Raw genomic sequence first — 21,720 nt, forward strand, 5'->3', positions numbered from 1 at the left:
GAGTTTCCCGACCAGAATTCAAAGCTGAAAAACGATAAAATTCAACCAAGTGTTTCACAAGACGAACGAGACTTGTGGGTAAAGACAAGGGCGATGCCCCTGGCTATGTTGAAAAAGGCCGTTGGCCATCAACGGATAAAGCGCAACTTCAAAGCTCACGCTTCGGATTGTGATTGGTTGTCTTGGCCGACTCTGACGGGCAAGAGTACCCATCCTCCATGCGCTGAAACGTCGTTGAGGAGGGTGAAGTAAAACGGCACAACCGCTTGAGTCAATCATCCCCCGGCAGGTCCAGACTCGCGTTGCGAGCGTAGACTTTCGCGACAGCCGCGTCGTCTTCGCCGCCCAACCCCATTCCCGCGGCGGCCAGAAACTGTTGCAGAGCCGCGGCGGTCAACGGAGCACTGAACTTCGCATCGCGTGCGATGTCCAAAACGATGCCCAAGTCCTTCGGCCAGATGTTCACTTGGCTCAGCGGTGTGTAGTCGCCGGCGGCAATGTGCGGCCCGCGGTTCTCCAGCATCCAACTGGTCCCGGCGCACTGCGGGATCACCTCCAGAAACTTTTCCGGTGACACGCCTTGCGTCATGCCAAACGTCATCGCTTCGGCCAGGGCTGCGATGTGTACTCCGGCGAGCAGTTGGTTGACCGCCTTCATGGCCGAACCTGCACCAACCTCCCCGAGCCGGAATACGTTTTCGGCCATCGCGTCGAGCGCCGGACTCGCCACCTCAAACGCTTTCTCAGAACCCGCCGCCATGATCGAGAGTTGTCCCTTGGCGGACTTGGCCGCGCCACCGGAAATCGGAGCGTCCAGGTAATGCAGTCCGCAATCGTTGCACCGACTGGCCATATCACGGGCGAAATCGGGGGCCACCGTCGCGCAGGCGATCACGACGCTACCCTCTTTCATCATGCGTGCCACTCCGCTGGGACCGAACAAAACCGCAGAAGTCTGATCGGCGTTGAGGACAGAAACGACAACGATGTCCAGCGTCTCTGCGACGTCCTTGAGGTCGCCGGGCTGGCCACCTTCGGCGCGAAATCGCTCGACCGGATCAGGCGAGATGTCTGTGCCCCAAACCTCATGGCCGGCCCGCAAGCAGGACTTGGCCATCCCATATCCCATCGCCCCCAAACCAATCACAGCAATCTTCGCGGCAGTGGTCATGGGCATCTCTTTCGACAAGGATTGTGAGGTTGGCGTCAGTGGTGTGGGCAGAGCAACGCATGGTGATTTCGTTGACCGAGATCACGTTCGAGATGCAGCCGGTTGAAAGGATTGTAAGTGAGATCGCCGTTTCACTCCTGCGCAGCTGCGCACTTCTGCTACTCTACTGCGCAGCAAAGAAACCGATTGATCCGCCCTTGGAATCGTGTCCCATGACAAACACTCAACGACCGCGACATGTCGGCATCCTGGTTGAGACCGATGACTCATGGGGCCGCAACGTCGTCGAGGCCATTTGTCGTTTTGGTCATTCGAGTGGTTGGTTGGTGCTGATTTCACCGCGTGATTCACAAGGTCGTCCGCGATTGCCAAAGGTTTGGAACGGCGATGGCATCATCGCTTCATTGCGATCCACGTCTTCGGTCCGCCACGTCAAGAGTCTCAACCTACCGGTGGTCGATGTTGGCATCATGGTTCCCAAATGCGATTGGTTTGCTCGTGTCGCGACCGATGATGCCGCTCGCGCAAAAATGGCGTTCGAACATCTTCGTGATCGAGGCCTGACGCACTTTGCATGTTATGCACCGCCGATTGGTCGCTACTCCGACGTGCGATCATTGGCCTTCGCGGACGCGGTCAAGAGCGGCGGCTACGAGTGTGCCATGTACGAAGCGACGCGAGACGACACATCAGGTTGGCTGACCAACTATTCCAATGTTCGGCGGTGGCTCGCGACCCTTCCGCGTCCGCTGGGGATCTTTGCCGCGGATCCCTACCCCGCCCGACAACTGGTCGAGATTTGTTCGGTCGACTCGATTCGTATTCCCGATGAATTGGTGGTGTTGTCCGGGGACGACGATGAACTGCTGTGCAATGTCGCCACGCCCCAGATTTCGGCGGTCGAACTGGCCAGTCACCAGATCGGCGAAACGGCATCGCGGATGCTCGCCAAAATGATGAACGGGAGTCCCACGCCGAAACACGAAACTTTGATTCCTCCGCTCCAGGTACGAGGCCGGCATTCGACCGATATCCTCGCGATTCCGGACGACGAAATTGCAGAGGTCTTGCGGTACATTCGCGACAAGGCTCGCGAAGGCATCACGGTGTCCGACCTGCTGAACAAGTTCCCAATTTCGCGAAGGCGACTGGAACAGCGTTTTCGTGCGGAGCTCAATCGCAGTCCCGCCGAAGAAATCCGCCGCGTCCGCATGGCTCACGTCAGCCGACTGCTGCTGGATTCGGACAAATCCATGACCACGATCGCGGCCGAATCAGGCTTCGCAACGGGGGCCTCTCTATCGCAAGCCTTTCGTCAGCAATTCGGCACCACACCCGGCGACTACCGACGTCGGAACAACGCGACCTGAGGCGAGCCTAACACAGCGACAAACGAAAAATCGAAGGCGATTTGCGCGTCTGCGAATTGCTGTGAATTATGGTTCACCTATCCTAAGATCAGTCCCAACCGCCGTTGCCATTGAATACGGTGGCACGTCCCGCCGCAATTGCATCGCCCGAACGCACCGTTGATTGGTTCGCGATGTCACCTGCCTCCCACCTCCAATCCTCTCGCAGCGAACACGCATGAACGGCTTTCCAATGACCTCCCCGTTCGATCGCCGCGCCCAGTTCTTCGCAATCTGCCTTGGACTGCTCTACAGCGTTGCCCTGGCCAATGACGCTGGAACTCCCGCTTCGGACAAGCAGTTGACGGTTGAGCACTCCGAGCCGGTCGACTTTGTTCGAGACATTCAACCGATCTTGCGAGACAACTGCTACGAATGCCACGCCGGCACCACGGAAGAAGGCAACCTGAACCTGGGCGTCAAAGCCAAAGCGTTTCAAGGTGGCGACAGCGACGAGGCGATTCTCGTGGGTAACAGCGAAGACAGCTTGATGATTGATTTGGTATCCGGTGGCAAAGACAACGCATTGATGCCGCCGGAAGGATACGAACCTCTGACGGCCAAGCAGGTTGGACTCCTGCGTGCTTGGATCGATCAAGGAGCACCATGGCCCGAAGACGCGGATGTCGTGGATCCTAAAATGGATCGAGCCAAAACTCACTGGGCGTTTCAACGACTGCAAAAAGTGAATCCGCCTTCTCGGTCATTGGGTGACGGTTGGCCCAAGAGCCCGATCGACCTTTTTGTACAACAACGATTGGACCTTGCCGGACTGAAACCATCGCAGCCTGCCGATGCGCGAACGCTGGTGCGGCGATTGTATTTCGACCTGATCGGGTTGCCGCCGTCTCGTGATCAAACGAACGACTTCATCGCCGCTCACTCGGAGGATTCGAAAGCCGCCGTCCAGAATTTGGTGGACCAGTTACTCGGTTCGCCCCGGTACGGTGAGCGTTGGGGAAGGCATTGGCTGGACGTGGCTCGCTACGCCGACAGCGATGGACAAGAAGCGGACATGGACCGTCCACACGCGTATCGCTATCGCGATTTTGTGATTCAAGCGTTCAACGAAAACATGCCCTACGACCAATTTGTGCGTTGGCAAATTGCAGGGGACGAGATCGAACCAGAGAACGATGCCGCGGTGTCCGCCACCGGCTTCCTGACCGCTGGCACCTCCTTCAAATTGCCTGACTCATTCATCGAAAGCGAACGCCTTGCGAATCGTTACAACGAGATGGACGATGTGATTTCGACGCTCGGGTCGGGCATGCTTGGGATCACGGTCGCTTGCGCTCGTTGCCACGATCACAAATACGATGCGTTCTCGGCGAAAGAGTACTACCAACTGTTGGGAGTCTTCCACAGCGGTGATCGCGTGTCGGACAAGCTACCGAGCGGCGAAGAGGGATACTTCTTTCGCGACTTCGACGAAGAACGCCGAACAACTTGGTTGTTCCGACGCAGCGATTTCTACGATCGCGAAATTGAAGTCGACATCGGCTTCCCCGCCATGCTGTCATCGGGTGCCGACGCCAATGAATACTGGCAGAAGGCCAAAGAAGCCTACTGCGATCATGGCGAACCCAAAAGCACATTGCAACGACGCGCCCTCGCGGACTGGATCACCGACACGGACCATGGAGGCGGAGCGTTACTAGCCCGTGTCATCGTCAACCGAGTTTGGCACCATCACTTTGGCAAGGGGCTCGTGCACACGACCAGCGACTTTGGTGTCAACGGTGACGCACCGTCGCACCCTCAGTTGCTTGAGTACCTGACCGACAGATTCGTTGAGAGTGGTTGGAGCATCAAGACGCTGCACCGCGAGATTCTGACCAGTTCGGTTTGGCAGCAAGCCAGCACGCGAGAAGCGTCCGACGAACGAGGACTAGAGATCGACCTCGGCAACGAACGTTTGTGGAAGATGAACCCGCAGCGTCTCGAGGTGGAAGTGATGCGTGACGCCATGCTGGCCGCAAGCGATACGCTTAATCTGCAGGCGGGCGGACCAGGCTTCAAACCCTACATCGCTCCGGAAGCCAACTTGGCCCGCAACATTCAAGGCGAGGGCTACCCCAAAGACGCCGCGGATAACGAAACCACGCGGCGTCGGAGCGTCTACATGTTCCACAAGCGACTGATTCCCTACCCGATGTTCCAGGCGTTCGATCGACCAGATCTGATGACCAGCTGTGATCGACGGCAAAACACCACCGTGGCACCTCAAGCCATGGTGATCCTCAATGACCGCTTCGTTCGCACCGTTGCTCGTGACTTCGCAAACCTTTTGCTTCAGAAGCAAGCCAGTGGATCCCACCCAGCGAAATGGCAACCGCAGCCGGTCATCGAAGATGCCTTCGAAACGGTGTTCGCCCGGCCGCCAACCGAGAGTGAAATGAGAACCTCGATCCAGTTCATCGATGCACAAGCCAACGCACGAAGTGACCGAGCGGAACGAGACTCGCGGATCGAAGCGCTGACTGATTTTTGCCAGTCGTTGTTCGGGCTCAATGAATTCATCTACATCGATTGAATTTCAATGCCCCGTACGAAGGGCTTCCAAGCCCGTCGAAACAACCCAACAACCGCCGGCAACCAACCGCATTATTCAATAACTTACATTGAGTCAGAGGCGAACCAACATGACCAATCATTCACAACTGTTTCCCTGCGGTCGCGTCGCCAACATGCTCAGCCGCCGCGAGTGGCTCTGCCGAGCCGGTGCCGGCGCAGGAATGATTGGTCTCGCCAATCTGATGTCCGAGCAGAACCTTCTGGGTGCGCCGCCAACCGAAAGCTCGTCCGAGCCAATGACTTCGCTGGTACCGCGGCCAGGTCATTTCCCTGCCAAAGCCAAGTCGGTCATTTGGTTGTTCATGGAGGGTGCGCCCAGCTCAGTCGACATGTTCGATCCCAAACCCGAACTCGACAAAAGAGATGGCGACACCACCGACATCCAGGCCTTCTTTGGCAACCCCGGACCACTGATGAAGTCGCCGTTCTCCTTTCAACAGTATGGCGAAACTGGTCAGTGGGTATGCGACAAGTACACGAACGTCGCCAAGCACGTCGACAAAATGGCGTTCATCAAATCGTGCTACAGCGAATCGAATGATCACGTCCCCGCGATCTACCAAATCAACAGCGGATTGCCTCGCCCGGGATTTCCAACCGCTGGAGCCTGGGCCACCTATGGATTGGGCAGTGAAAACCAAAACCTGCCTGGCTACGTTGTAATGGGCAACACCAAAGGTGCCAAAGGCGGACCTCACAACTGGGGTGCCGGATTCCTGCCATCGACCTTCCAAGGAACACTGTTTCGATCCAACGGCACACCGGTTCTCAACCTCAATCGGCAACCGCAAATCACGAAGCAAGACCAGATCGCACAACTCGATCTGATGGCGAAGCTGAACGACGAACACATGCAACGTCATACGCGCGACGCCGAATTCGCAAACCGCATGCAATCGTTTGAGTTGGCTTTCCGGATGCAGAAGGAAGCCACGGATGTCGTCGACCTCTCGCAAGAGACGAAGCAAACCCAGGAGCTCTACGGGATCGACAACCCAAGGTCCAAATCATTCGGATCCAAGTGTTTGATGGCGAGACGACTGGTCGAGAGCGGCGTTCGGTTTGTCCAGGTCTACAGCGACGGCGAATGGGACGCTCATGACAACCTGGAGGAAAACCACACACATCACTGCGCCGCCACGGATGTCCCCGTCGCTGGTTTGCTTTCTGACTTGGAACAACGCGGGTTGCTTGACTCCACCCTCGTGATTTGGGGCGGCGAATTTGGCCGCATGCCAATCTCACAAAACGGTAAGGGCCGCGATCACAATCCAAAGGGATTCATGCAGTGGATGGCGGGCGCGGGGATCAAGGGGGGCGTCAGCTATGGTGAAACGGACGAGATCGGCTACGAGGCTGTTGAGAACCCCGTCAGCGTCAACGATCTGCACGCCACGATCCTACACCTGCTTGGTCTCGACCACGAGCGACTCACCTACTTCCACAACGGCAGAAGCTATCGGCTCACCGATGTCGCGGGCAAGGTGATCCAAGACATCCTCGCTTGATCAGGGTCGTTCCTGCCTCACAAAGCCATCTGGTGTTTTGATGCGCAGGTAATCGATCGCGAACATATAGGCCTTCTTCGCCTTGGGATTCGCTCCCACAATCTGCACGCTCAACGAGTGCTGCTTTCCCTCGACCTCGATCTTTGGAAAGCTGAGGACTCCTGTTGTAGCCACACTGCTGCTGTACAGATCGATCGGCGGGCCAAGCGGTTTGTCATCCAGCGTCAATTGCACGATTCCATAGTCGCCTGCGCACGTGAGCACGACGTCGACATCAACGGTTCCGGTGAACTCCGGTAGCGGCAACTTCAGAGTGTCAGCGGGTTTGGCACCCGTCCACCAAAGCTGAGACTGGTTGCTCCACTGGTCTGAACTGAATCGAGACATATCCTGAACCCTGGCAGATCCTCCGGTCGATTTGCCAGTCAATGCCTCCGCTTCAATCGCACCCCGCACCTGACCAGTCTTGCTGTCGATCTTTGATTTTGGACCACGAAGCGCCTCGGCACCTTCCACCTTGGGAAGCTTTGGACCGGTGTAGACCTTCGGCTGGGCCGCATCGAATTCGGACTCACTGACCGACCTCACTTCATGGGTCAAAACATGAGCCCCCAGCATTCCTCCGACGATGATATCGGGCAGGTTGTCATCATTGATGTCGACGATCGACACCTGGCGACCGATTCCCGCTTCACCGTCTGCTTGGTGCGGAATCCAATCCACACCCTCGTTGCCGCGACTCAACTGGAACCAATAGACAACTGCACCGGCATCCCATTGAGGGCTCTGCCGATGATGTGACCAATATGTCTTGCCGGTAACAATGTCCTTCAGACCGTCGCCGTCCATGTCAGCCAATGCCACCGAATGCAATTCGCTGAACACGGTGCCGTACTTATTTTCGGAAGGATGCCCGCCCATGATCAAGTGGTGTTTGAACTGCGGTTCATTTTTGTCGCTACCTGCGATCTGCTCATACCAAGCCAAACCAAAATCGTGAGCACGGTGACTGGTGATGATGTCGTTGTCGCCGTCTCCATCCACATCATAAGCGTACATCTCAGCGCCACCGTACCCTTCACTCAAGGAAACAGAATGGTGGAACCAACGAGACGTTAGCGGATTCGTTCGCGGCTGTTCAAACCACCCCTTCGAATGGATCAAATCCTGTCGTCCATCTCCGTTCACATCGCCGATTCCTAGCCCATGACCAAACTTCTTCGCGGCGATCTGTTCTGAAATGGGATGGAACTCCCACGCCTCAAACGGATGTTCCCAATTGACGGTTGCGAAACCGAAGAATCCGTCTCGAGTACAAACCAACTCCGGATTTTCATCGCCAACAACGTCGATCCATTGTGGCGACTCATTGGAGACCCAGTCGAACACCTGATGCTTTGGCCAGTGTTGGTCAAATCCTTCCTTCCCTGGGTTCTCGTAAACGTACGCCGGGGTCCCGGGAAAGCCAGCAACCAAGACATCGTCCAGCCCGTCACCGTTGAAATCGTGCATCCAACTGAAGAAGCTATCCGCATATCGATCCATGTTTTGCGGTACTGGTTGGTAAATTTCATGCTTCGCTTTGAAAGCTGGGCCTTCGAACCAATACGGTCCGTAGACAACGTCGAATGCACCATCCCCGTTGATGTCAGCTGCACCGGCGCCCTCTGAAAAATAGGTGTCCGTCAATTGTTGTCTCTTAAACGAGTGCAGGCTGTACTCTTCGGCGCTTGCCAAAACTGACACCGTGATACCGACCAACAGGAAAATTCGCGACGCAATCATATTGTGGGACTCCAAGCAGAAGGTTGTCAGGCACATGGATGTCGTGCTGACGGAGGGACGAAGTCCGAACAAAACGGCTCCGGTGCAATCAAAGCTTTTCAACAGAGCCATCGCACCCAAACGTTCCGGAACTTTTTCGATACGTGCATCATAGCGGAAGGGCGTGAGTCCTCCGGTGACCCAAACAAATCACACCATGGAACATTCTTCTTTCACGACGCGACTACAAATCACTGACTGCTGCTCCATTCCGCTATAGTAGGAATCGAAAGATTCAGACAAGCGTCGCCCCGTCGCGATTCTCTGAGCATCAATCGACAACGATCCACTGATCAACGAGGCCATGCACATGCACCCAACGAATCAGTCACACTCTCAATCTCGACGGAACTTCCTTGCTGGCGCCGGCGGCGGAATGGGAATGCTCGCGTGTGCTTCGCTCGCACAAGCGGAATCAGGACCAGATGTTCATCAGCCGCACTTTGCTCCGCGTGCAAAACGTGTGATCTGGCTGTTCATGCACGGAGGCCCCAGCCACGTTGATCTGTTTGACCCCAAACCTGCGCTGAGCAAGTACAGCGGCCAACCATTGCCAGAAAGTTTTGGCAACGTGATGACACGCCGCGATGTGAAGAAGAATCCACTCTTGGCACCCATCCGTCGTTTTCGTCCACGAGGACAATCGGGACTGGAAATCAGTGAATTCCTTCCAAACATAGCCGATCACGCTGACGATCTCTGCGTGATTCGATCGATGCACGGTGACAGCGTGAACCATCCGCAGTCCGTCTATCAAATGAACACGGGCAGCATCTTGATGGGCAGCCCGAGTGTTGGCAGTTGGGTTGCGTATGGATTGGGATCTGAAAATCAAAACATGCCCGCGTTCGTTGTGTTGCCCGACCCTGGCGGAGGACTGAAGGGTGGACCGCCAGCATGGGGAAATGGATATCTGCCCGCTTCTTTCCAAGGCGTCACCATGCGTCCGGGTGCCTCTCCGATTCTGGATTTGCAACCACAACCGGGTGTCACCGCTCGACAACAAAAGCACGATCTATCGCTGATACACAAACTAAACCGAAGGCACTTGGAAGAACGAGATTCAGATGATCGATTGACGGCCAGAGTGAAGGCCTATGAATTGGCGTTTCGCATGCAATCCGAAGCACCGGAGCTGGTTGACATACAACAGGAGACTCAACAAACAAAGCAAATGTATGGCATCGACCAAAAGGAGACACGCGAATTTGGCGAACGATGCTTGCTGGCCCGTCGAATGCTCGAAAGTGGAGTTCGGTTTGTCCAGCTGTATTCCGGCGACACGAATGGCTGGGACGCACACGCCAACGTTGACAAGAATCACACCGAATACTGCCAGCGAACCGACAAACCAATCGCGGGTTTACTACAAGACCTCAAGCAACGCGGGTTGATGGAAGACACGCTGGTGATCTGGGGTGGCGAATTCGGACGGATGCCCATGAGCGAACAAGGAAAGGGCCGCGACCACAACCCTTGGGGCTACAGCGTCTGGCTCGCAGGTGCCGGAATTCGCGGCGGGCGGGCCTACGGAGCAACGGATGAGATCGGACTGCGGGCGGTCACCGATAAAGTGTCTGTCAACGATTTTCATGCGACGCTGCTGCACCTGCTGGGGATCGACCACAACAACCTGACGCACTTCCACAACGGGCTGGACAAACGACTGACCGGGCCCGACGAAGCCAACTTCATCGAAGGGATCATCAGTTGATGCGTCACTCCCGAAGACAGCACCGCATCGTCTTAGCAGCATTTTCGCGGCTTGCGTTAACAACTTTGTGCACAGTATCCCTGAACACCCTGTACGCAGTGAGCTACGCGGCGGCAGAAGAGAACGCCGAGTACATCGAACTGCCGATTGACGAATACGATCGCGAACACTGGGCGTTTCTACCGATCGAGAAGCCCGAAGTACCGAAACCAGCCGACTCAGCATGGCGTCGGAATCCGATCGATGATTTCATCGAACACGAATTGAACAAACGCGGGCTAAATCCCCAGCCTCAGGCATCGCGACGAACCCTGATTCGGCGACTGAGTTTCGACCTGACCGGATTGCCGCCGACGCCAAAGCAGATCGCTGCCTTTGAATCCGACACCCGCGACAATGCTTACGAGCGGTTGGTTGATCGGCTGCTCGACTCACCACGCTATGGCGAACGTTGGGCACAACACTGGCTCGACCTGGCTCGATTCGCGGAGACGGATGGCTTCGAGCATGACAAGCTTCGACCCAACGCGTGGAAGTATCGAGACTGGGTCATCGACTCGCTTAACAACGACTTGCCGTATGACGAATTCATTCGCCTGCAGATCGCTGGGGATGAAATTCACCCGAACGACGAATCAGCCCTCACCGCGACGCGATTTTGTCTTTCGGGTCCCGACATGCCAGACATCAATCTGGCGGACGAGCGTCGACACACGGTCTTGAACGAATTGACGTCGACGATCGGCGAAGTCTTCCTCGGTTTGCAGGTCGGTTGTGCCCAGTGTCACGATCACAAGTACGACCCGATCAGCCAAGCGGACTTCTACCGATTGCGAGCCATTTTCGATCCCGCGGTCTCACTGAAGAAGAATCGCTCGCTCTCAACACTCGTTGAATCATTCCCATCGAAGCAACCCAGCCATCTGATGTTGCGAGGTGATTTCCGCAGTCCTGGGCCTGAGCTGAACCCCGGCGTCATTCGAGTCGTTTCGTGGGAACCGAACCTCTACTCACCCAAGCCATCCGACACGACCGCCGGACTCCGAACGGCTTTGGCAAATTGGTTGGTTGCGGAGGAGAATCCGTTGACCTCGCGTGTCATCGTCAACCGTGTTTGGCAACATCATTTCGGTGTCGGGCTTTCAAGTACGCCCAGTGAGTTTGGCGTGATGGGATCCGAACCCAGCCATCCCGAACTATTGGATTGGCTCGCAGCCACATTCGTCCAGCGTGGATGGAGCTTGAAGTCACTTCACCAAACGATCGTCACGTCGGCCACTTACCGTCAACGCAGCCGGTTGGCTGGAGACGCGACTGCGGTCGAACGAGACGCGTGGAAGGAAGCGAAGAAGCTGGACCCTCGTGCTGAGCTGTTGTCACGCTACCCGCGTTGGCGATTGGAAGGCGAAGCAATCCGTGACGCGATGCTGGTTGCGTCCGAGCAGATCAACTGGAAGACGGGTGGCCCCGGCATTCGCCCGCCGCTGCCAAAAGAACTGGTCGGAAGGTTGCTCAAGAACCAATGGAACGTCACGAAGGATCCGTCCGAGCACCATCGGCGCAGCATTTTTGTCTTCGCACGTCGAAATTTGCGTTACCCGATCTTCGAAGTGTTCGACCGCCCCAGTGCGAACACCAGCTGTTCAAGCCGAGGCGTCTCCACCACGGCCCCGCAGTCGCTTCACCTACTGAACTCCGAGTTCTCGCTTGAATTGTCTCGAAAGATGGCGACCACCATCGCGACAGAGTTCGCGTCTGAACCCCAACGCATCGAATCCGCTTTCCAACGCACGCTCGGCCGAGCACCGACCAGGGATGAACAGCGTGAAGTACAAGACTTCATGAGCGCCAGCAAGGCGACCAATGCCGAGAAACACGCTCACCTTTGCCTCGTACTCTTCAATAGCAACGAGTTCGTCACCGTCGACTGAACGCAATGCACTCGTGCCAGGTTAGCCGGGTACGTCACAGGGGACTGTGACGGCGACAATCTACAACCCGCCGCGTTAGCAAGGCCAGCAACATCAGCCGCAACGCGTTAGCGTCCGGTTTCCACCCAGTGCAAGCGTGGCCTATTTCGCATTACTCACCACCAGAAAACCACCGTAACCGGCGGTCTTCTACGTCCGAATCCAAACGAGTTAATTTCCGCAATAGTTTCGACGAATTGCTCCTCCGCATGCGAAGCGCGAGAGCCCCGGTGGGCTCATGGTACGTATCGACCAATCGGAACCACGTTACAAGATCATGCCATGTACCGCTCCACGCCATCCCAAACGATCCCTCTTTGGATCAAGATCGCCTTCACATCCTTCGTCGCAGTCCTCACTCCGTACTACTGGATCGAATACGGACCAACCAATTTTCTCTACTTCTGCGACGTCGCATTGTTCCTCGCCGTTGCCGCGGTGTGGACGGAACGTCCGATCTTTGCATCAATGGCCGCGGTTGGGATCACCATCCCGCAACTGCTTTGGCAAGTCGACTTTGTTGGGCAACTGATCGGTGTCCCCGCGACGGGGATGACTGACTACATGTTCGATCCGGGCATCTCGCTCTTCGCTCGCGGTTTATCCTTCTTCCACTTCTGGTTGCCCATGTTGTTGATCTATCTCGTGTGGCGACTGGGCTACGACCGCCGCGCGTTTGTCGCTTGGACAGGCATCGCTTGGCTGTTGCTGGTGGTTTGTTACTTCCTGATGCCACCCGCCGGTGCTCAGCTGGACTTCCCCAACCAACCCCACAACATCAACTATGTGCACGGCATGGACGACGCTCAGCCACAACAATGGATGCCGGGATGGGCGTGGCTATCAATGCTGTTCGTCGGCCTGCCTGCCGTGATCTATTACCCAACGCATCTGGTCCTGAAAACCTTCCTGCCAGGTCCCTCACCCAGCAGTTCTCAGCCAGTCCCCGCAATCTCCCTGACGTCGTCCCCACTCCCTGAAGCGTCCTAGGAAAGCAAACACAAACAGTATCCAAACCTCAGTGACTATCGCCACATCTACAAAACGCATGGTGAGGATATGGCTGAAGAAGATGTGCCGTAATCGCGATCGGCCCGGCGTTTGCTCCTCGCTCCTGGTCAACGTGAGTTGCTGCTCACGGAAATGATCCCCATCCACAAGGAGTTTCTGATGGCTACGAAAGCATACACCTACACCGACGACGACCTGAGCACCTGGGAACGCATCAAAAAAGCGTTTGCGAATGACTGGGAGCAAACGAAGGCGGATTTCGGATCCGACTCGTCACGCGACATGGACCAAGATGTCGACGACACATTGAAACAGATGTCTGGTTCAGACGATGCCTTTGAGAACCGGGAACAAGCCTTCCGGTTTGGCTACACCGCTCAAAATCGTTTCGGCACCGAGCATCCCACTTGGAACGACAATGTCGATCGAAAACTTCGCGATGAATACGACGGCGACTACGAGGCCGATCGAGCCTACATCCAACACGCGTATGGCTATCGCGCCCGAGGCTGAGCGCGGAAGTGATTGGACAAAACACACGAGCCACTGAGGCATCGGCCCGGTTGCTCGTTTGGGCGGCGGTGAATATCAAGCGGGAGGTGCCCGCACGCGTTCGCCGCACCGGTGTGGCATTGCCCAGTCCACCACCGATGGGCTGGCTCTTCTACATGACAATGCCCAATATCACTGGTCGCCAGAGCCAGTGCATCAAAACAAGGATGCAACGATGAGTGTGGAACCGGTGACCGCTTGGGCACTTCTGTCCGGGCTGATCTTTCTGCTCGCTGCACTGGGTCGAGGCCCAATGCGTCGTTGGCCGGTGTCCATGCCCGCCCTCTACCTGCTGATCGGTGCCGCGATCGGACCTTGGGGCCTGCGATTGCTTGATTTCGAGTTGATCAAACATGTCAAAGTGGTGGAGTCAGTGACTGAAGTCGCTGTCCTGATCAGTTTGCTCACCGCCGGATTGCAACTCAAACCAAAGTGGTATCACTACCTCACGGCCCCCATTCCGTTGGCGTCCGTGACGATGATTGTCACGATCGCCGGAGTCGCCATGGTGGGGACGATGCTGCTGGGCTTGCCCTTGGGGGCGGCGATTCTGCTGGGAGCGGTTCTTGCACCGACGGATCCAGTGCTAGCGAGCGACGTTCAAGTCAAACATCATCAAGACACGGATCGATTGCGATACGCACTCACGGGCGAAGCGGGATTGAACGACGGGGCCGCTTTTCCGTTCATCATGCTTGGACTGGGATTGCTCGGTCACCATTCGCTTGGCGAATATGGTTGGCGATGGATCACGGTTGATCTTTTGTGGGCAACCTCCGCAGGACTTGGTATTGGCTGGGCGAGTGGTTACTCAGTCAGCCGCGTGGCGGTGTGGATCAAACGTCAGACCAACTCGCCCGCCGCCTGTGAAGAAGCGTTGACGTTGGGCCTGATCGGGCTGAGTTATGGGGCCGCGTTGTTGATTCATGCCTACGGATTTCTGGCGGTCTTCGCCGCGGGCGTCGCGATGCGGCGGTACGCGGAAAGGCAATCCGATGACGAACAGCCTGACAAGCTGATGCACACGGTGACCGAAGTGAATGACCAATTCGGGCGTATCATGGAAGTTGCCGTCGTCGTGCTGGTCGGCGCGTTAGTAACCTCCTACTGGACGATCGCGAACGATTGGTGGATCGCGATGCTTGTATTCCTTCTGTTCCGGCCGATTGGCGTGTTGCTCGCGCTTGGGATGAAAGACATTCGCTTCTCGCAAAAGGTCCTGATCTCGCTCTTCGGCATCCGCGGAATCGGATCGCTCTACTACCTGAGCTACGCGATCAGTCATGGGCTGGAGGAGAGCATTGCGAATCGACTCGCCGGAATCGTCCTCACCACAATCACGCTTTCTATCATGATCCATAGCAACGCAGCATCCTTGATGATGCAAAGGTACGCGAACGGAAAGGATGACGAGACATCTCCCGCCAGCGAATGAACGCTCGGCGATTCGTGTCTCAGTCGGCAACTGATGTCGAGGACTCTCGCTGGTTTGCTCAGCAACGATTCTTGATTCCGCTCGCTCAGCAAATGGCTTGCACTGCACGGGAAAATCCAAATCACTGGCGAATGGTTCTCACTGCGGGATGAAGTACTGCTCGCCGGAATGGGGAGGGTGATAGCGGACTTTGATCATGTTGTGTGGATGATGAGCCCCCGCCTCCACGGCCAAGTCCATCGCAGTCTGCCACTGGAGCCAAGTGTCGACGTGGCCTCGCAAGATAGCGACGCCGTCTTCCACCGTGACGTCAATCTGGTCGCTGCGATCCAACAACGTGTACTTCAGCTTACGGTTGAGATCCTTCGTGATTCGCTCATCACTTTTGCCGGACGGTTCGGCTTCGACCGCAAGTGAGTTGTTGACGTGAACAACCCCGGCAACACCGTCGGCGATCGCGTGAGCAACCCTTTTTTCCAGTTGTGAATCCACCAAGCCATACAGGCTGACGTGTGCTCGGTCGCAGTGGACTCGGATCTCGCGACGATCGAGGTGACCACTTCGGGCGAGAGCTTGCTGCGTCTCTTTGATAATGGTCGCATCGGAAGGTTGTTCGTTCGGGTACTCCACCTCCAAATCATTGTTGATTCGGCGGACTCCGACGACGTTGCGAACCAGTTCGGCCGCTCGCGTTTGGACAAAGCCTCGATCAACGGTGCCGGTTAACTGGACCTTGGCTTGTTTGGTTGAAACATCAATCTCTTCAACGCGAGAAAAGAGATATGGGTCGGCCTCGAACGAGCGACGGACCGCAGCGGTGATGCTTTGATCATCCATGTCAGCGTATCGCTGTTCACGAAGCGAATCGTCAAGCTTGTCTGGATTGACTTCTACATCGGTGACGTCGACAGCCGCGATGCCCCAAATCTCAGCGATTTGTCCCAAGCGGTCTTTCGCCGCGACCGAGCCAACCGCACCGCTCAGCTTTGCAACATGTTCGTTGACCTGGACGTCGATATTCGCGTTGTCAAAGTAGACCGATTGAACGATGAGAGCACTGATCTCCGCTCGCAACTCTTCGTCGGAGCGATCGCTCGACATGCGAACCGTGATCTGATTGTCGACTTCAGAAACACCGCGGACGCCGGCAGCAGCAAACTCAGCGATCCGTTTCTGGGCCAACGAGTCAACTTCGCCGAGGAGTGCGACCGTGCCACCAGAGACTTCCGTTTTGATCGGAGGCTTTTCCACACCATCGTTGAAACGCAACACCTTTCGCACGTCGGACTGAATTTCGGAATCCGATCGCGATGACCGTTTGACCAGAATTCGGTTTTGGACCGCGACAACACCTCTTGTTCGCTTGGCGATCGATTCGGCAATTTGCCGATCCTGCAAACTGAGAACGGTACCGGCAAGCGTGACAATGTTGGACTCAACCACCACGTCGATTTCATTCTCACTCAATCGTCCCGCGTCGTCGAAATCGGCTTCGATCGCAGATTGAAGTTCTTCGGTGGTGGGCGACGGTGAATCGGCGAACGATGTGGAGCAAAGTAGAAACGCGGCGGAAAGAGATGCCGCCAGACTTTGTTTGATCAAGATCATGAGTGGCCCTGGTGCGAGGATGGGAAGTACAACACAACCAGGACCGCAAACGGTGCGCCGATGCTTCTCGTGAAGTCGAAGGGTGGCACGATCGCTCTTCTCTTATCCGATCGATTTCCAACGACCAATTTTGACCCACCAGAAAAGTCCGCAATCGACCAACACCGCGGAGGACGAGCTGGAGGCCATCCACCGGATGTTCGTCAGCGTGACAAAAACATTTGTCGAAGGACGGTCCACCAGCGGACCGAGAACAATGGGCGATCACCACGACCGCAAGAAAGCTCAACGACGGTTCTGTCGTTGTGTTCGACGACAACATCCTGCCTGACCGCCTCTGCGACAGCGAGCAAGGTACGTCGCATGGACCGAAGCTGGTTGAGTGAGGCACGAGGAACAGAGCCCTTTGAAGAGATCATGATCGTTCCCTCCGCGTTCGTCGAAATCGTCACCGTCTGAACGGAACTGGAACCCTGAATGCGCTCCATCGACAATTCACCGACTTGGACTATTCGTCGCTCGGCACCGAGCCTCGCTGCAACGACAATGCGGAGTACCTCGGCTCAAAGTTTCCTTTCGAAGTGCTGATCGCAGCCACGCCAGCGACAATGCCATTCCCCGCCCACGCTTCCGCGCGAAGTTCCTTCGGGTCGCCATGTTCCCAGTTGTTTCCGTCAAGGCTCACCGAGCCGAGCATGAGATCGCCCTTGCGTTCCAGCCGGAGCCAGGTCGGCTTGGATTGATCCGCTGGTAGCTCTCCGACGATGCCAATTCTTTCGAGCCTCCCGTCCACGCGGATTTCAAAGTTCGTGTAGGGCTCAGGCTCACCCGCTTGCCGATGAAGCGTCGCACGCTCGAGTCGAATGAAGTTCCCCTCGTCAGCGAACACGACCAGCCCCGCACCTGTGTATCCGGTACGGCCCGGTTGCGTTGATTCATCGCCCGGTTGAAACATACCGTCCACCCGAACTTCAACAACGAAGTCACCGGAAACAGGTTGAACGACCCGAGGAGCCGTGCTGCTTTCCAACTCGGGACTCAAGTCATGAGGCGTCTCGGTACCGGGCACAACAATCGTCAAATCTTCATCGGAAGCAGCGAAACTGCAGTCGCCCGCGGGGTTGATCGGCGTGCCCCAGCCTTCAATTTGCTGTTCCTTTACTGTCGGTTCCTTTGCCGCCGGTTCCTGGGCGACGAGGTGAAAGCCAAAGGTTGCGAAAGCGACGAAAGCTACAAATCTCATGACTTGCCTCGGTGTTCGGTGTGAGTGCGGAGAATCGGTCAAGCCGGCGAATCTTTCGCTGATTCAGTGGCATGAACATGGTGCGAATCGAAAGACGCCCCCCCCCCTCAAATGCTACCCCCACGCCCCTCTTCAATCAAGCAATTGATGCAGCTCCAAAGCGGACTGTCGATCGATCGTTGCAAACATCGCCGCCATTGTGACAAACGCGGGAACCGAACTCCCGATCCGTTCAGCCGTGGTCAAGACCGGTGGCAGATTGCCACTCGCTCCGCCCTTTGGATCGCCCCATGTCATGGCAAGGTTGACAACGCAGAAAACCCCAACGACGAGATACACGAACATCACACAACCGATCGTGATTGCTTTGGCCCACGACACTGGATGCGGAAATGAATCGTCATCGCGGACTTCGCCTTCCCGGCTTACGCGATGGTCATCCATGATCTTGGTTCAACTTGATTTCCAGAACCAGTTTGGATCCAAAAGCCGAGAAACCGACCGAATCAAATAACCCTTGAGCGGCATTGTTGAACGCCCAGACATCGAGAACCACACGCGACAGCCCCATTTTGGCCGATCTTACTGCCGCGTCATCCAGAAGTGACTTACCTACGCCGCGTCGACGAAACCTGGGATCAACTTCGATTTGGCGTAGGTAGTCTGATGGCACGATCAGTCCGATGATTGGGACCGGTTCAGCAGTCCATGACACCACCAATGGTACGGCCGAGAGAATCGCGATGAAAAGGATTGCCAGCAATATCCTTTTCATAGCATCAGCCGAACGGAATGAATCACATTGCTCTCACGAACAAAGGTCGATAACCATGGCTCGCATTTTTCAGTGCACTTCGCGATTCGCCACTTCCGGTCTTTTGAAAAGCTGTTTGCCATAGATCGTTCTTGAAACAGGCCAACAAACGGCACCACTCATCAGGATGTCGAAAATCGGCAAAGTGCGACGCCAACAGCAAACACAAGAGTGCATACGAGCAGCAAACGTATAGTCACCGGCCTGCGACGTACAATGCGTTGCGTCAGCCAGAACAGTACCCCTAGAGTTGCCAGCACTGCAGGCCAATATTCAATCACGCAAATGATAATCAGAATGTCAACAGAATAGTTCTCAGCAAGCAAGTCAAATCGTCCAGCAAGGTGCAGCAAGTCCAGTCAACGATCACTGCAATGGCAATTCCCGATGGGACAATGTCACGCGGAGCTTGGCATGCATCGCATCGCTCGCCGACAACTCCGGTTCAGTGTAGTAGTCGATCGGGATCGAGAAACCAGTATACAACACCCGCCCCCATCATGGACGCGACCATGTAGGCGACCGCCCATCCAATGACCAGGATGAACACAACAGGAAGTCCGCCAAGTCCCCAACCGATTCGCGGTCCAAGCTGAAAGTTCGCCCATGCGGAACAACAAAATGCTGCGGCGCTCAGCGGATAAACAATCGGCGGCGGGAGCGACTGTCGCGAGAGAGCAAACACCGCCGCAATCAAGCAGTAAATCGACACGATCGCGCTGAGCGATACGAAATTGCGCCGCCAAGTGGACGGTTCCGGCGGGGATGAGACGCGGGCACCGCTGTCAGATGGCGTTTCGTACGGATTGGTTTTCTGCAACACGAATAGCAGTGGTTGAAAGTTTGGTGATTTCAGTTGGTAGACGGCAAACATCATCATCCCCCAAGATTCGCGGACACCTGATATTAGCATGATTACTCATGGTTGGCGGTACTGGTTGTGCGACAAACCGGTTGATCCATATATGTCACCCAACGATCCACGTGGAGCGAGCTTGGACACTCGCATCAGCAAGGGCCGGGCCAAGAAAAAGAAGGACAGCACGGGCAACTTGTCAACCGAGCGATTGACTCAACACTAGTTGCAACACGGGCAAAGGATCCAATGATCCGGTTGTGTCCTGGGAGGTCGTGCAGTCTTATTTCACCCTCCCTTTGGGAGGGTGATGATAAACGCCCGGGCAATACAGCACTTAAAACTGCACGACATTCACGTTTCGTGGGGGAGAGGGTGAGGTGGCAAATCACAACCCGCCGCGTTGGCAAAGCCTCCTCGTGATCCGACAAGTAACGGCTTGTTGATTTTGTTGGTAGGTTGGCCACTCTTGGCCGACATTCACAACTCCGACGGGCAACAGTGCCCATCCTACCAGTGTTAAGACGCCATGGACGGCCAAATCAACAGCACGTCACAGGGGACTGTGACGGCCACAATCTTCACAACCCGCCGCGTGAGCAAGGCCGCACTGCTACTCCGCCTCATTCAACTCCGAAGTCACGTTGGCATCTAGCAACGCCCTCATGTCCATGAGCGTCCTCGATGACGCCGAAGCATCGCGGGGTATTCATGGCATGTCTCGATATTCGAATGGCTGGGTGTGAAACGCTGGAAGACTCAATCATTCGATAGATTCGCTCGCCGGTCTCAGTCAGTTTCTAACGTATGCTTTGCATGATTCAGCCGACTTCGCTGACGACGGCGAGTCTCAAGAGTTCTTTGAGCTGCGTCGGGTCCTTCGTTGAGACTTTGGCGACAAAGCCTCGTTTGTGTGCAAAACGAACATTTTCGTGCGATTCGATTTGTGAAAAGTCCAAGCGTTGACTGTCGTTGTAACGCGACAATCCGTATCCATCGCCTCGCCGATCGGGATAGACCATCGCCTGCATCTCATCTTCCTTGCCTTCGTTCTCAATGAAGGCGTGAATCCCAAACGAAGGGTCCGCTGCAATGGCTTCACTTTGTTCAAGGAACAACGCTTGGATCGGCTCGCCGTCGGTTTCGATCGTCCAGTACTGGGCGTGCTCTTTCAGGTAGTCCAGTCGTTGGCGCAAGGTCCGCAAGTAGTTGACGATGTCTTCACCGACCATGCACATGACCTGGTAGACCGGACTGTCTGTGTCCAGTTCCTTGTGGCTCGCGAATCGATTCAGCAACGTCATATCGAGCGGGGAATTGAGCGAACCCAGTGCCGCACGCGGGATCTCCATCAACTTGGCTGTTTCGTTTGGCCCCAACGTGTCGAGCCATTCTGCGGGACGCAGCCAGGCACAAAAGGCCAGGGCATCGTCGTAGAGCCCCATGTTCTGAAGCACGAGCGACAACGCACACAGCGGCGGAGCATCGCGAGGGAATTGATGATGATCAAAGTTCTTTAGCTCCGGATCATGCACGCCACCAATATCGACGACACAGACCGCTGGATTGGCCAAGTCTTCCTCCGTTGGATCCCGTCGCTGAATCGGAACCCCGTGCAAATGCGCCAACAGGCTGCAGGCTAGGAAATCATCTTTGTGGGCTCCGCCCGCGTGGGTCACTATCAGCTGAATGGTCATAACGTCAGGCGAATCAGGTTTGGGAACGTTTTCGAAATCAACAGCAACATACCCGCAAAACAGACGCACGGACCAGCACGATGCCAGCGAAGGGCAACTTCCCGTGACGCATGTCAGCCCCGCACCACTCATTGGCACAGCGGTGGGCAACACACGCGAACGCGTGGCGGCTGATCGGATGGTGCTGGCTGGATCGAGTTGGCGTTGGTTGCCGGAACGGCGCTTCGTTGGGTCCGGCTTGCACCGCGATGGCAACACTCGTTCGTGCTTTTTGTGGTTCACGACAATCGAGGTTGCTCGCTGGCACGCTGTTGCCCACGAGCGCAGTTCA

Annotated in this window: 17 protein-coding genes; 9 read left to right on the forward strand and 8 right to left on the reverse strand. The window is 56.0% G+C overall.

Annotated features, from left to right (window positions below; translation table 11 throughout):
- Positions 1–271: 271 nt before the first annotated feature.
- Positions 272–1,171 carry an L-threonate dehydrogenase gene (gene ltnD, locus CEE69_RS30480; RefSeq protein WP_099264309.1) on the reverse strand — a complete coding sequence of 300 codons (900 nt, stop codon included), beginning with the start codon at positions 1,169–1,171 and terminating at the stop codon, positions 272–274.
- A gap of 212 nt (positions 1,172–1,383) precedes the next feature.
- Between ltnD and CEE69_RS30485 the strand changes: the two genes are divergently transcribed.
- From CEE69_RS30485 to CEE69_RS30495, 3 genes are all read left to right on the forward strand, one after another.
- The gene (locus CEE69_RS30485) at positions 1,384–2,541 is read left to right on the forward strand and encodes an AraC family transcriptional regulator (RefSeq protein WP_099264310.1); all 1,158 of its coding nucleotides are present in this window, start codon (positions 1,384–1,386) and stop codon (positions 2,539–2,541) included.
- A 217-nt stretch (positions 2,542–2,758) separates the two neighbouring features.
- Positions 2,759–5,116 (forward strand): PSD1 and planctomycete cytochrome C domain-containing protein, encoded by a 2,358-nt coding sequence (locus CEE69_RS30490; RefSeq protein ID WP_099264284.1) that lies wholly within the window; start codon positions 2,759–2,761, stop codon positions 5,114–5,116.
- 109 nt (positions 5,117–5,225) lie between these two features.
- The gene (locus tag CEE69_RS30495; protein ID WP_099264285.1) at positions 5,226–6,665 is read left to right on the forward strand and encodes a DUF1501 domain-containing protein; all 1,440 of its coding nucleotides are present in this window, start codon (positions 5,226–5,228) and stop codon (positions 6,663–6,665) included.
- Here the strand turns inward: CEE69_RS30495 and CEE69_RS30500 are convergent, their stop codons facing one another.
- The gene (locus tag CEE69_RS30500; RefSeq protein ID WP_233215808.1) at positions 6,666–8,561 is read right to left on the reverse strand and encodes an FG-GAP repeat domain-containing protein; all 1,896 of its coding nucleotides are present in this window, start codon (positions 8,559–8,561) and stop codon (positions 6,666–6,668) included.
- A gap of 232 nt (positions 8,562–8,793) precedes the next feature.
- Between CEE69_RS30500 and CEE69_RS30505 the strand changes: the two genes are divergently transcribed.
- The 5 genes from CEE69_RS30505 (at position 8,794) to CEE69_RS30525 (ending at position 15,171) form a co-directional block, all read left to right on the forward strand.
- Complete coding sequence (locus tag CEE69_RS30505; protein WP_099264286.1) at positions 8,794–10,203, forward strand: DUF1501 domain-containing protein; 1,410 nt, start codon at positions 8,794–8,796, stop codon at positions 10,201–10,203.
- Positions 10,203–12,134: a DUF1549 and DUF1553 domain-containing protein gene (locus CEE69_RS30510; RefSeq protein ID WP_099264287.1), complete on the forward strand. Its 1,932-nt coding sequence runs from the start codon at positions 10,203–10,205 to the stop codon at positions 12,132–12,134. Before CEE69_RS30505 ends, CEE69_RS30510 begins: the two co-directional genes overlap by 1 nt.
- 321 nt (positions 12,135–12,455) lie before the next feature.
- Positions 12,456–13,163: a hypothetical protein gene (locus CEE69_RS30515; RefSeq protein WP_099264288.1), complete on the forward strand. Its 708-nt coding sequence runs from the start codon at positions 12,456–12,458 to the stop codon at positions 13,161–13,163.
- Between the two features lie 180 nt (positions 13,164–13,343).
- Positions 13,344–13,697, forward strand: coding sequence for a hypothetical protein (locus CEE69_RS30520; RefSeq protein ID WP_099264312.1), 354 nt, complete (start codon positions 13,344–13,346; stop codon positions 13,695–13,697).
- Between the two features lie 214 nt (positions 13,698–13,911).
- Complete coding sequence (locus CEE69_RS30525) at positions 13,912–15,171, forward strand: cation:proton antiporter (protein ID WP_233215810.1); 1,260 nt, start codon at positions 13,912–13,914, stop codon at positions 15,169–15,171.
- Positions 15,172–15,309: 138 nt separating this feature from the next.
- Here the strand turns inward: CEE69_RS30525 and CEE69_RS30530 are convergent, their stop codons facing one another.
- The 5 genes from CEE69_RS30530 to CEE69_RS30560 form a co-directional block, all read right to left on the reverse strand.
- Complete coding sequence (locus CEE69_RS30530; protein ID WP_099264290.1) at positions 15,310–16,779, reverse strand: BON domain-containing protein; 1,470 nt, start codon at positions 16,777–16,779, stop codon at positions 15,310–15,312.
- Between the two features lie 508 nt (positions 16,780–17,287).
- Positions 17,288–18,022 (reverse strand): DUF1349 domain-containing protein, encoded by a 735-nt coding sequence (locus tag CEE69_RS30540; protein ID WP_099264292.1) that lies wholly within the window; start codon positions 18,020–18,022, stop codon positions 17,288–17,290.
- Between the two features lie 132 nt (positions 18,023–18,154).
- Complete coding sequence (locus tag CEE69_RS30545; RefSeq protein WP_099264293.1) at positions 18,155–18,466, reverse strand: hypothetical protein; 312 nt, start codon at positions 18,464–18,466, stop codon at positions 18,155–18,157.
- Complete coding sequence (locus CEE69_RS30550; RefSeq protein ID WP_099264294.1) at positions 18,459–18,797, reverse strand: GNAT family N-acetyltransferase; 339 nt, start codon at positions 18,795–18,797, stop codon at positions 18,459–18,461. The genes CEE69_RS30545 and CEE69_RS30550 overlap by 8 nt, the downstream gene beginning before the upstream one ends.
- A 484-nt stretch (positions 18,798–19,281) precedes the next feature.
- Positions 19,282–19,749: a hypothetical protein gene (locus CEE69_RS30560; protein WP_143549381.1), complete on the reverse strand. Its 468-nt coding sequence runs from the start codon at positions 19,747–19,749 to the stop codon at positions 19,282–19,284.
- Between CEE69_RS30560 and CEE69_RS30565 the strand changes: the two genes are divergently transcribed.
- Positions 19,748–19,918, forward strand: coding sequence for a hypothetical protein (locus CEE69_RS30565; protein ID WP_233215811.1), 171 nt, complete (start codon positions 19,748–19,750; stop codon positions 19,916–19,918). The genes CEE69_RS30560 and CEE69_RS30565 overlap by 2 nt on opposite strands.
- A 595-nt stretch (positions 19,919–20,513) precedes the next feature.
- Here the strand turns inward: CEE69_RS30565 and CEE69_RS30570 are convergent.
- Positions 20,514–21,671 (reverse strand): MYG1 family protein, encoded by a 1,158-nt coding sequence (locus CEE69_RS30570; protein WP_233215812.1) that lies wholly within the window; start codon positions 21,669–21,671, stop codon positions 20,514–20,516.
- Positions 21,672–21,720 lie beyond the last annotated feature (49 nt).

The sequence above is a fragment of the Rhodopirellula bahusiensis genome (genome assembly GCF_002727185.1).
Lineage (GTDB): Bacteria > Planctomycetota > Planctomycetia > Pirellulales > Pirellulaceae > Rhodopirellula > Rhodopirellula bahusiensis.

Coding starts and splice junctions, on each gene's coding strand:
- CEE69_RS30560 (WP_143549381.1), bottom strand. CDS start 19,749: ATGCTAATATCAGGTGTCCGCGAATCTTGGGGGATGATGATGTTTGCC.
- CEE69_RS30515 (WP_099264288.1), top strand. CDS start 12,456: ATGTACCGCTCCACGCCATCCCAAACGATCCCTCTTTGGATCAAGATC.
- CEE69_RS30565 (WP_233215811.1), top strand. CDS start 19,748: ATGATTACTCATGGTTGGCGGTACTGGTTGTGCGACAAACCGGTTGAT.
- CEE69_RS30500 (WP_233215808.1), bottom strand. CDS start 8,561: ATGGCTCTGTTGAAAAGCTTTGATTGCACCGGAGCCGTTTTGTTCGGA.
- CEE69_RS30490 (WP_099264284.1), top strand. CDS start 2,759: ATGAACGGCTTTCCAATGACCTCCCCGTTCGATCGCCGCGCCCAGTTC.
- CEE69_RS30495 (WP_099264285.1), top strand. CDS start 5,226: ATGACCAATCATTCACAACTGTTTCCCTGCGGTCGCGTCGCCAACATG.
- CEE69_RS30520 (WP_099264312.1), top strand. CDS start 13,344: ATGGCTACGAAAGCATACACCTACACCGACGACGACCTGAGCACCTGG.
- CEE69_RS30485 (WP_099264310.1), top strand. CDS start 1,384: ATGACAAACACTCAACGACCGCGACATGTCGGCATCCTGGTTGAGACC.
- CEE69_RS30525 (WP_233215810.1), top strand. CDS start 13,912: ATGAGTGTGGAACCGGTGACCGCTTGGGCACTTCTGTCCGGGCTGATC.
- ltnD (WP_099264309.1), bottom strand. CDS start 1,171: ATGACCACTGCCGCGAAGATTGCTGTGATTGGTTTGGGGGCGATGGGA.
- CEE69_RS30510 (WP_099264287.1), top strand. CDS start 10,203: ATGCGTCACTCCCGAAGACAGCACCGCATCGTCTTAGCAGCATTTTCG.
- CEE69_RS30545 (WP_099264293.1), bottom strand. CDS start 18,466: ATGGATGACCATCGCGTAAGCCGGGAAGGCGAAGTCCGCGATGACGAT.
- CEE69_RS30505 (WP_099264286.1), top strand. CDS start 8,794: ATGCACATGCACCCAACGAATCAGTCACACTCTCAATCTCGACGGAAC.
- CEE69_RS30540 (WP_099264292.1), bottom strand. CDS start 18,022: ATGAGATTTGTAGCTTTCGTCGCTTTCGCAACCTTTGGCTTTCACCTC.
- CEE69_RS30530 (WP_099264290.1), bottom strand. CDS start 16,779: ATGATCTTGATCAAACAAAGTCTGGCGGCATCTCTTTCCGCCGCGTTT.
- CEE69_RS30550 (WP_099264294.1), bottom strand. CDS start 18,797: ATGAAAAGGATATTGCTGGCAATCCTTTTCATCGCGATTCTCTCGGCC.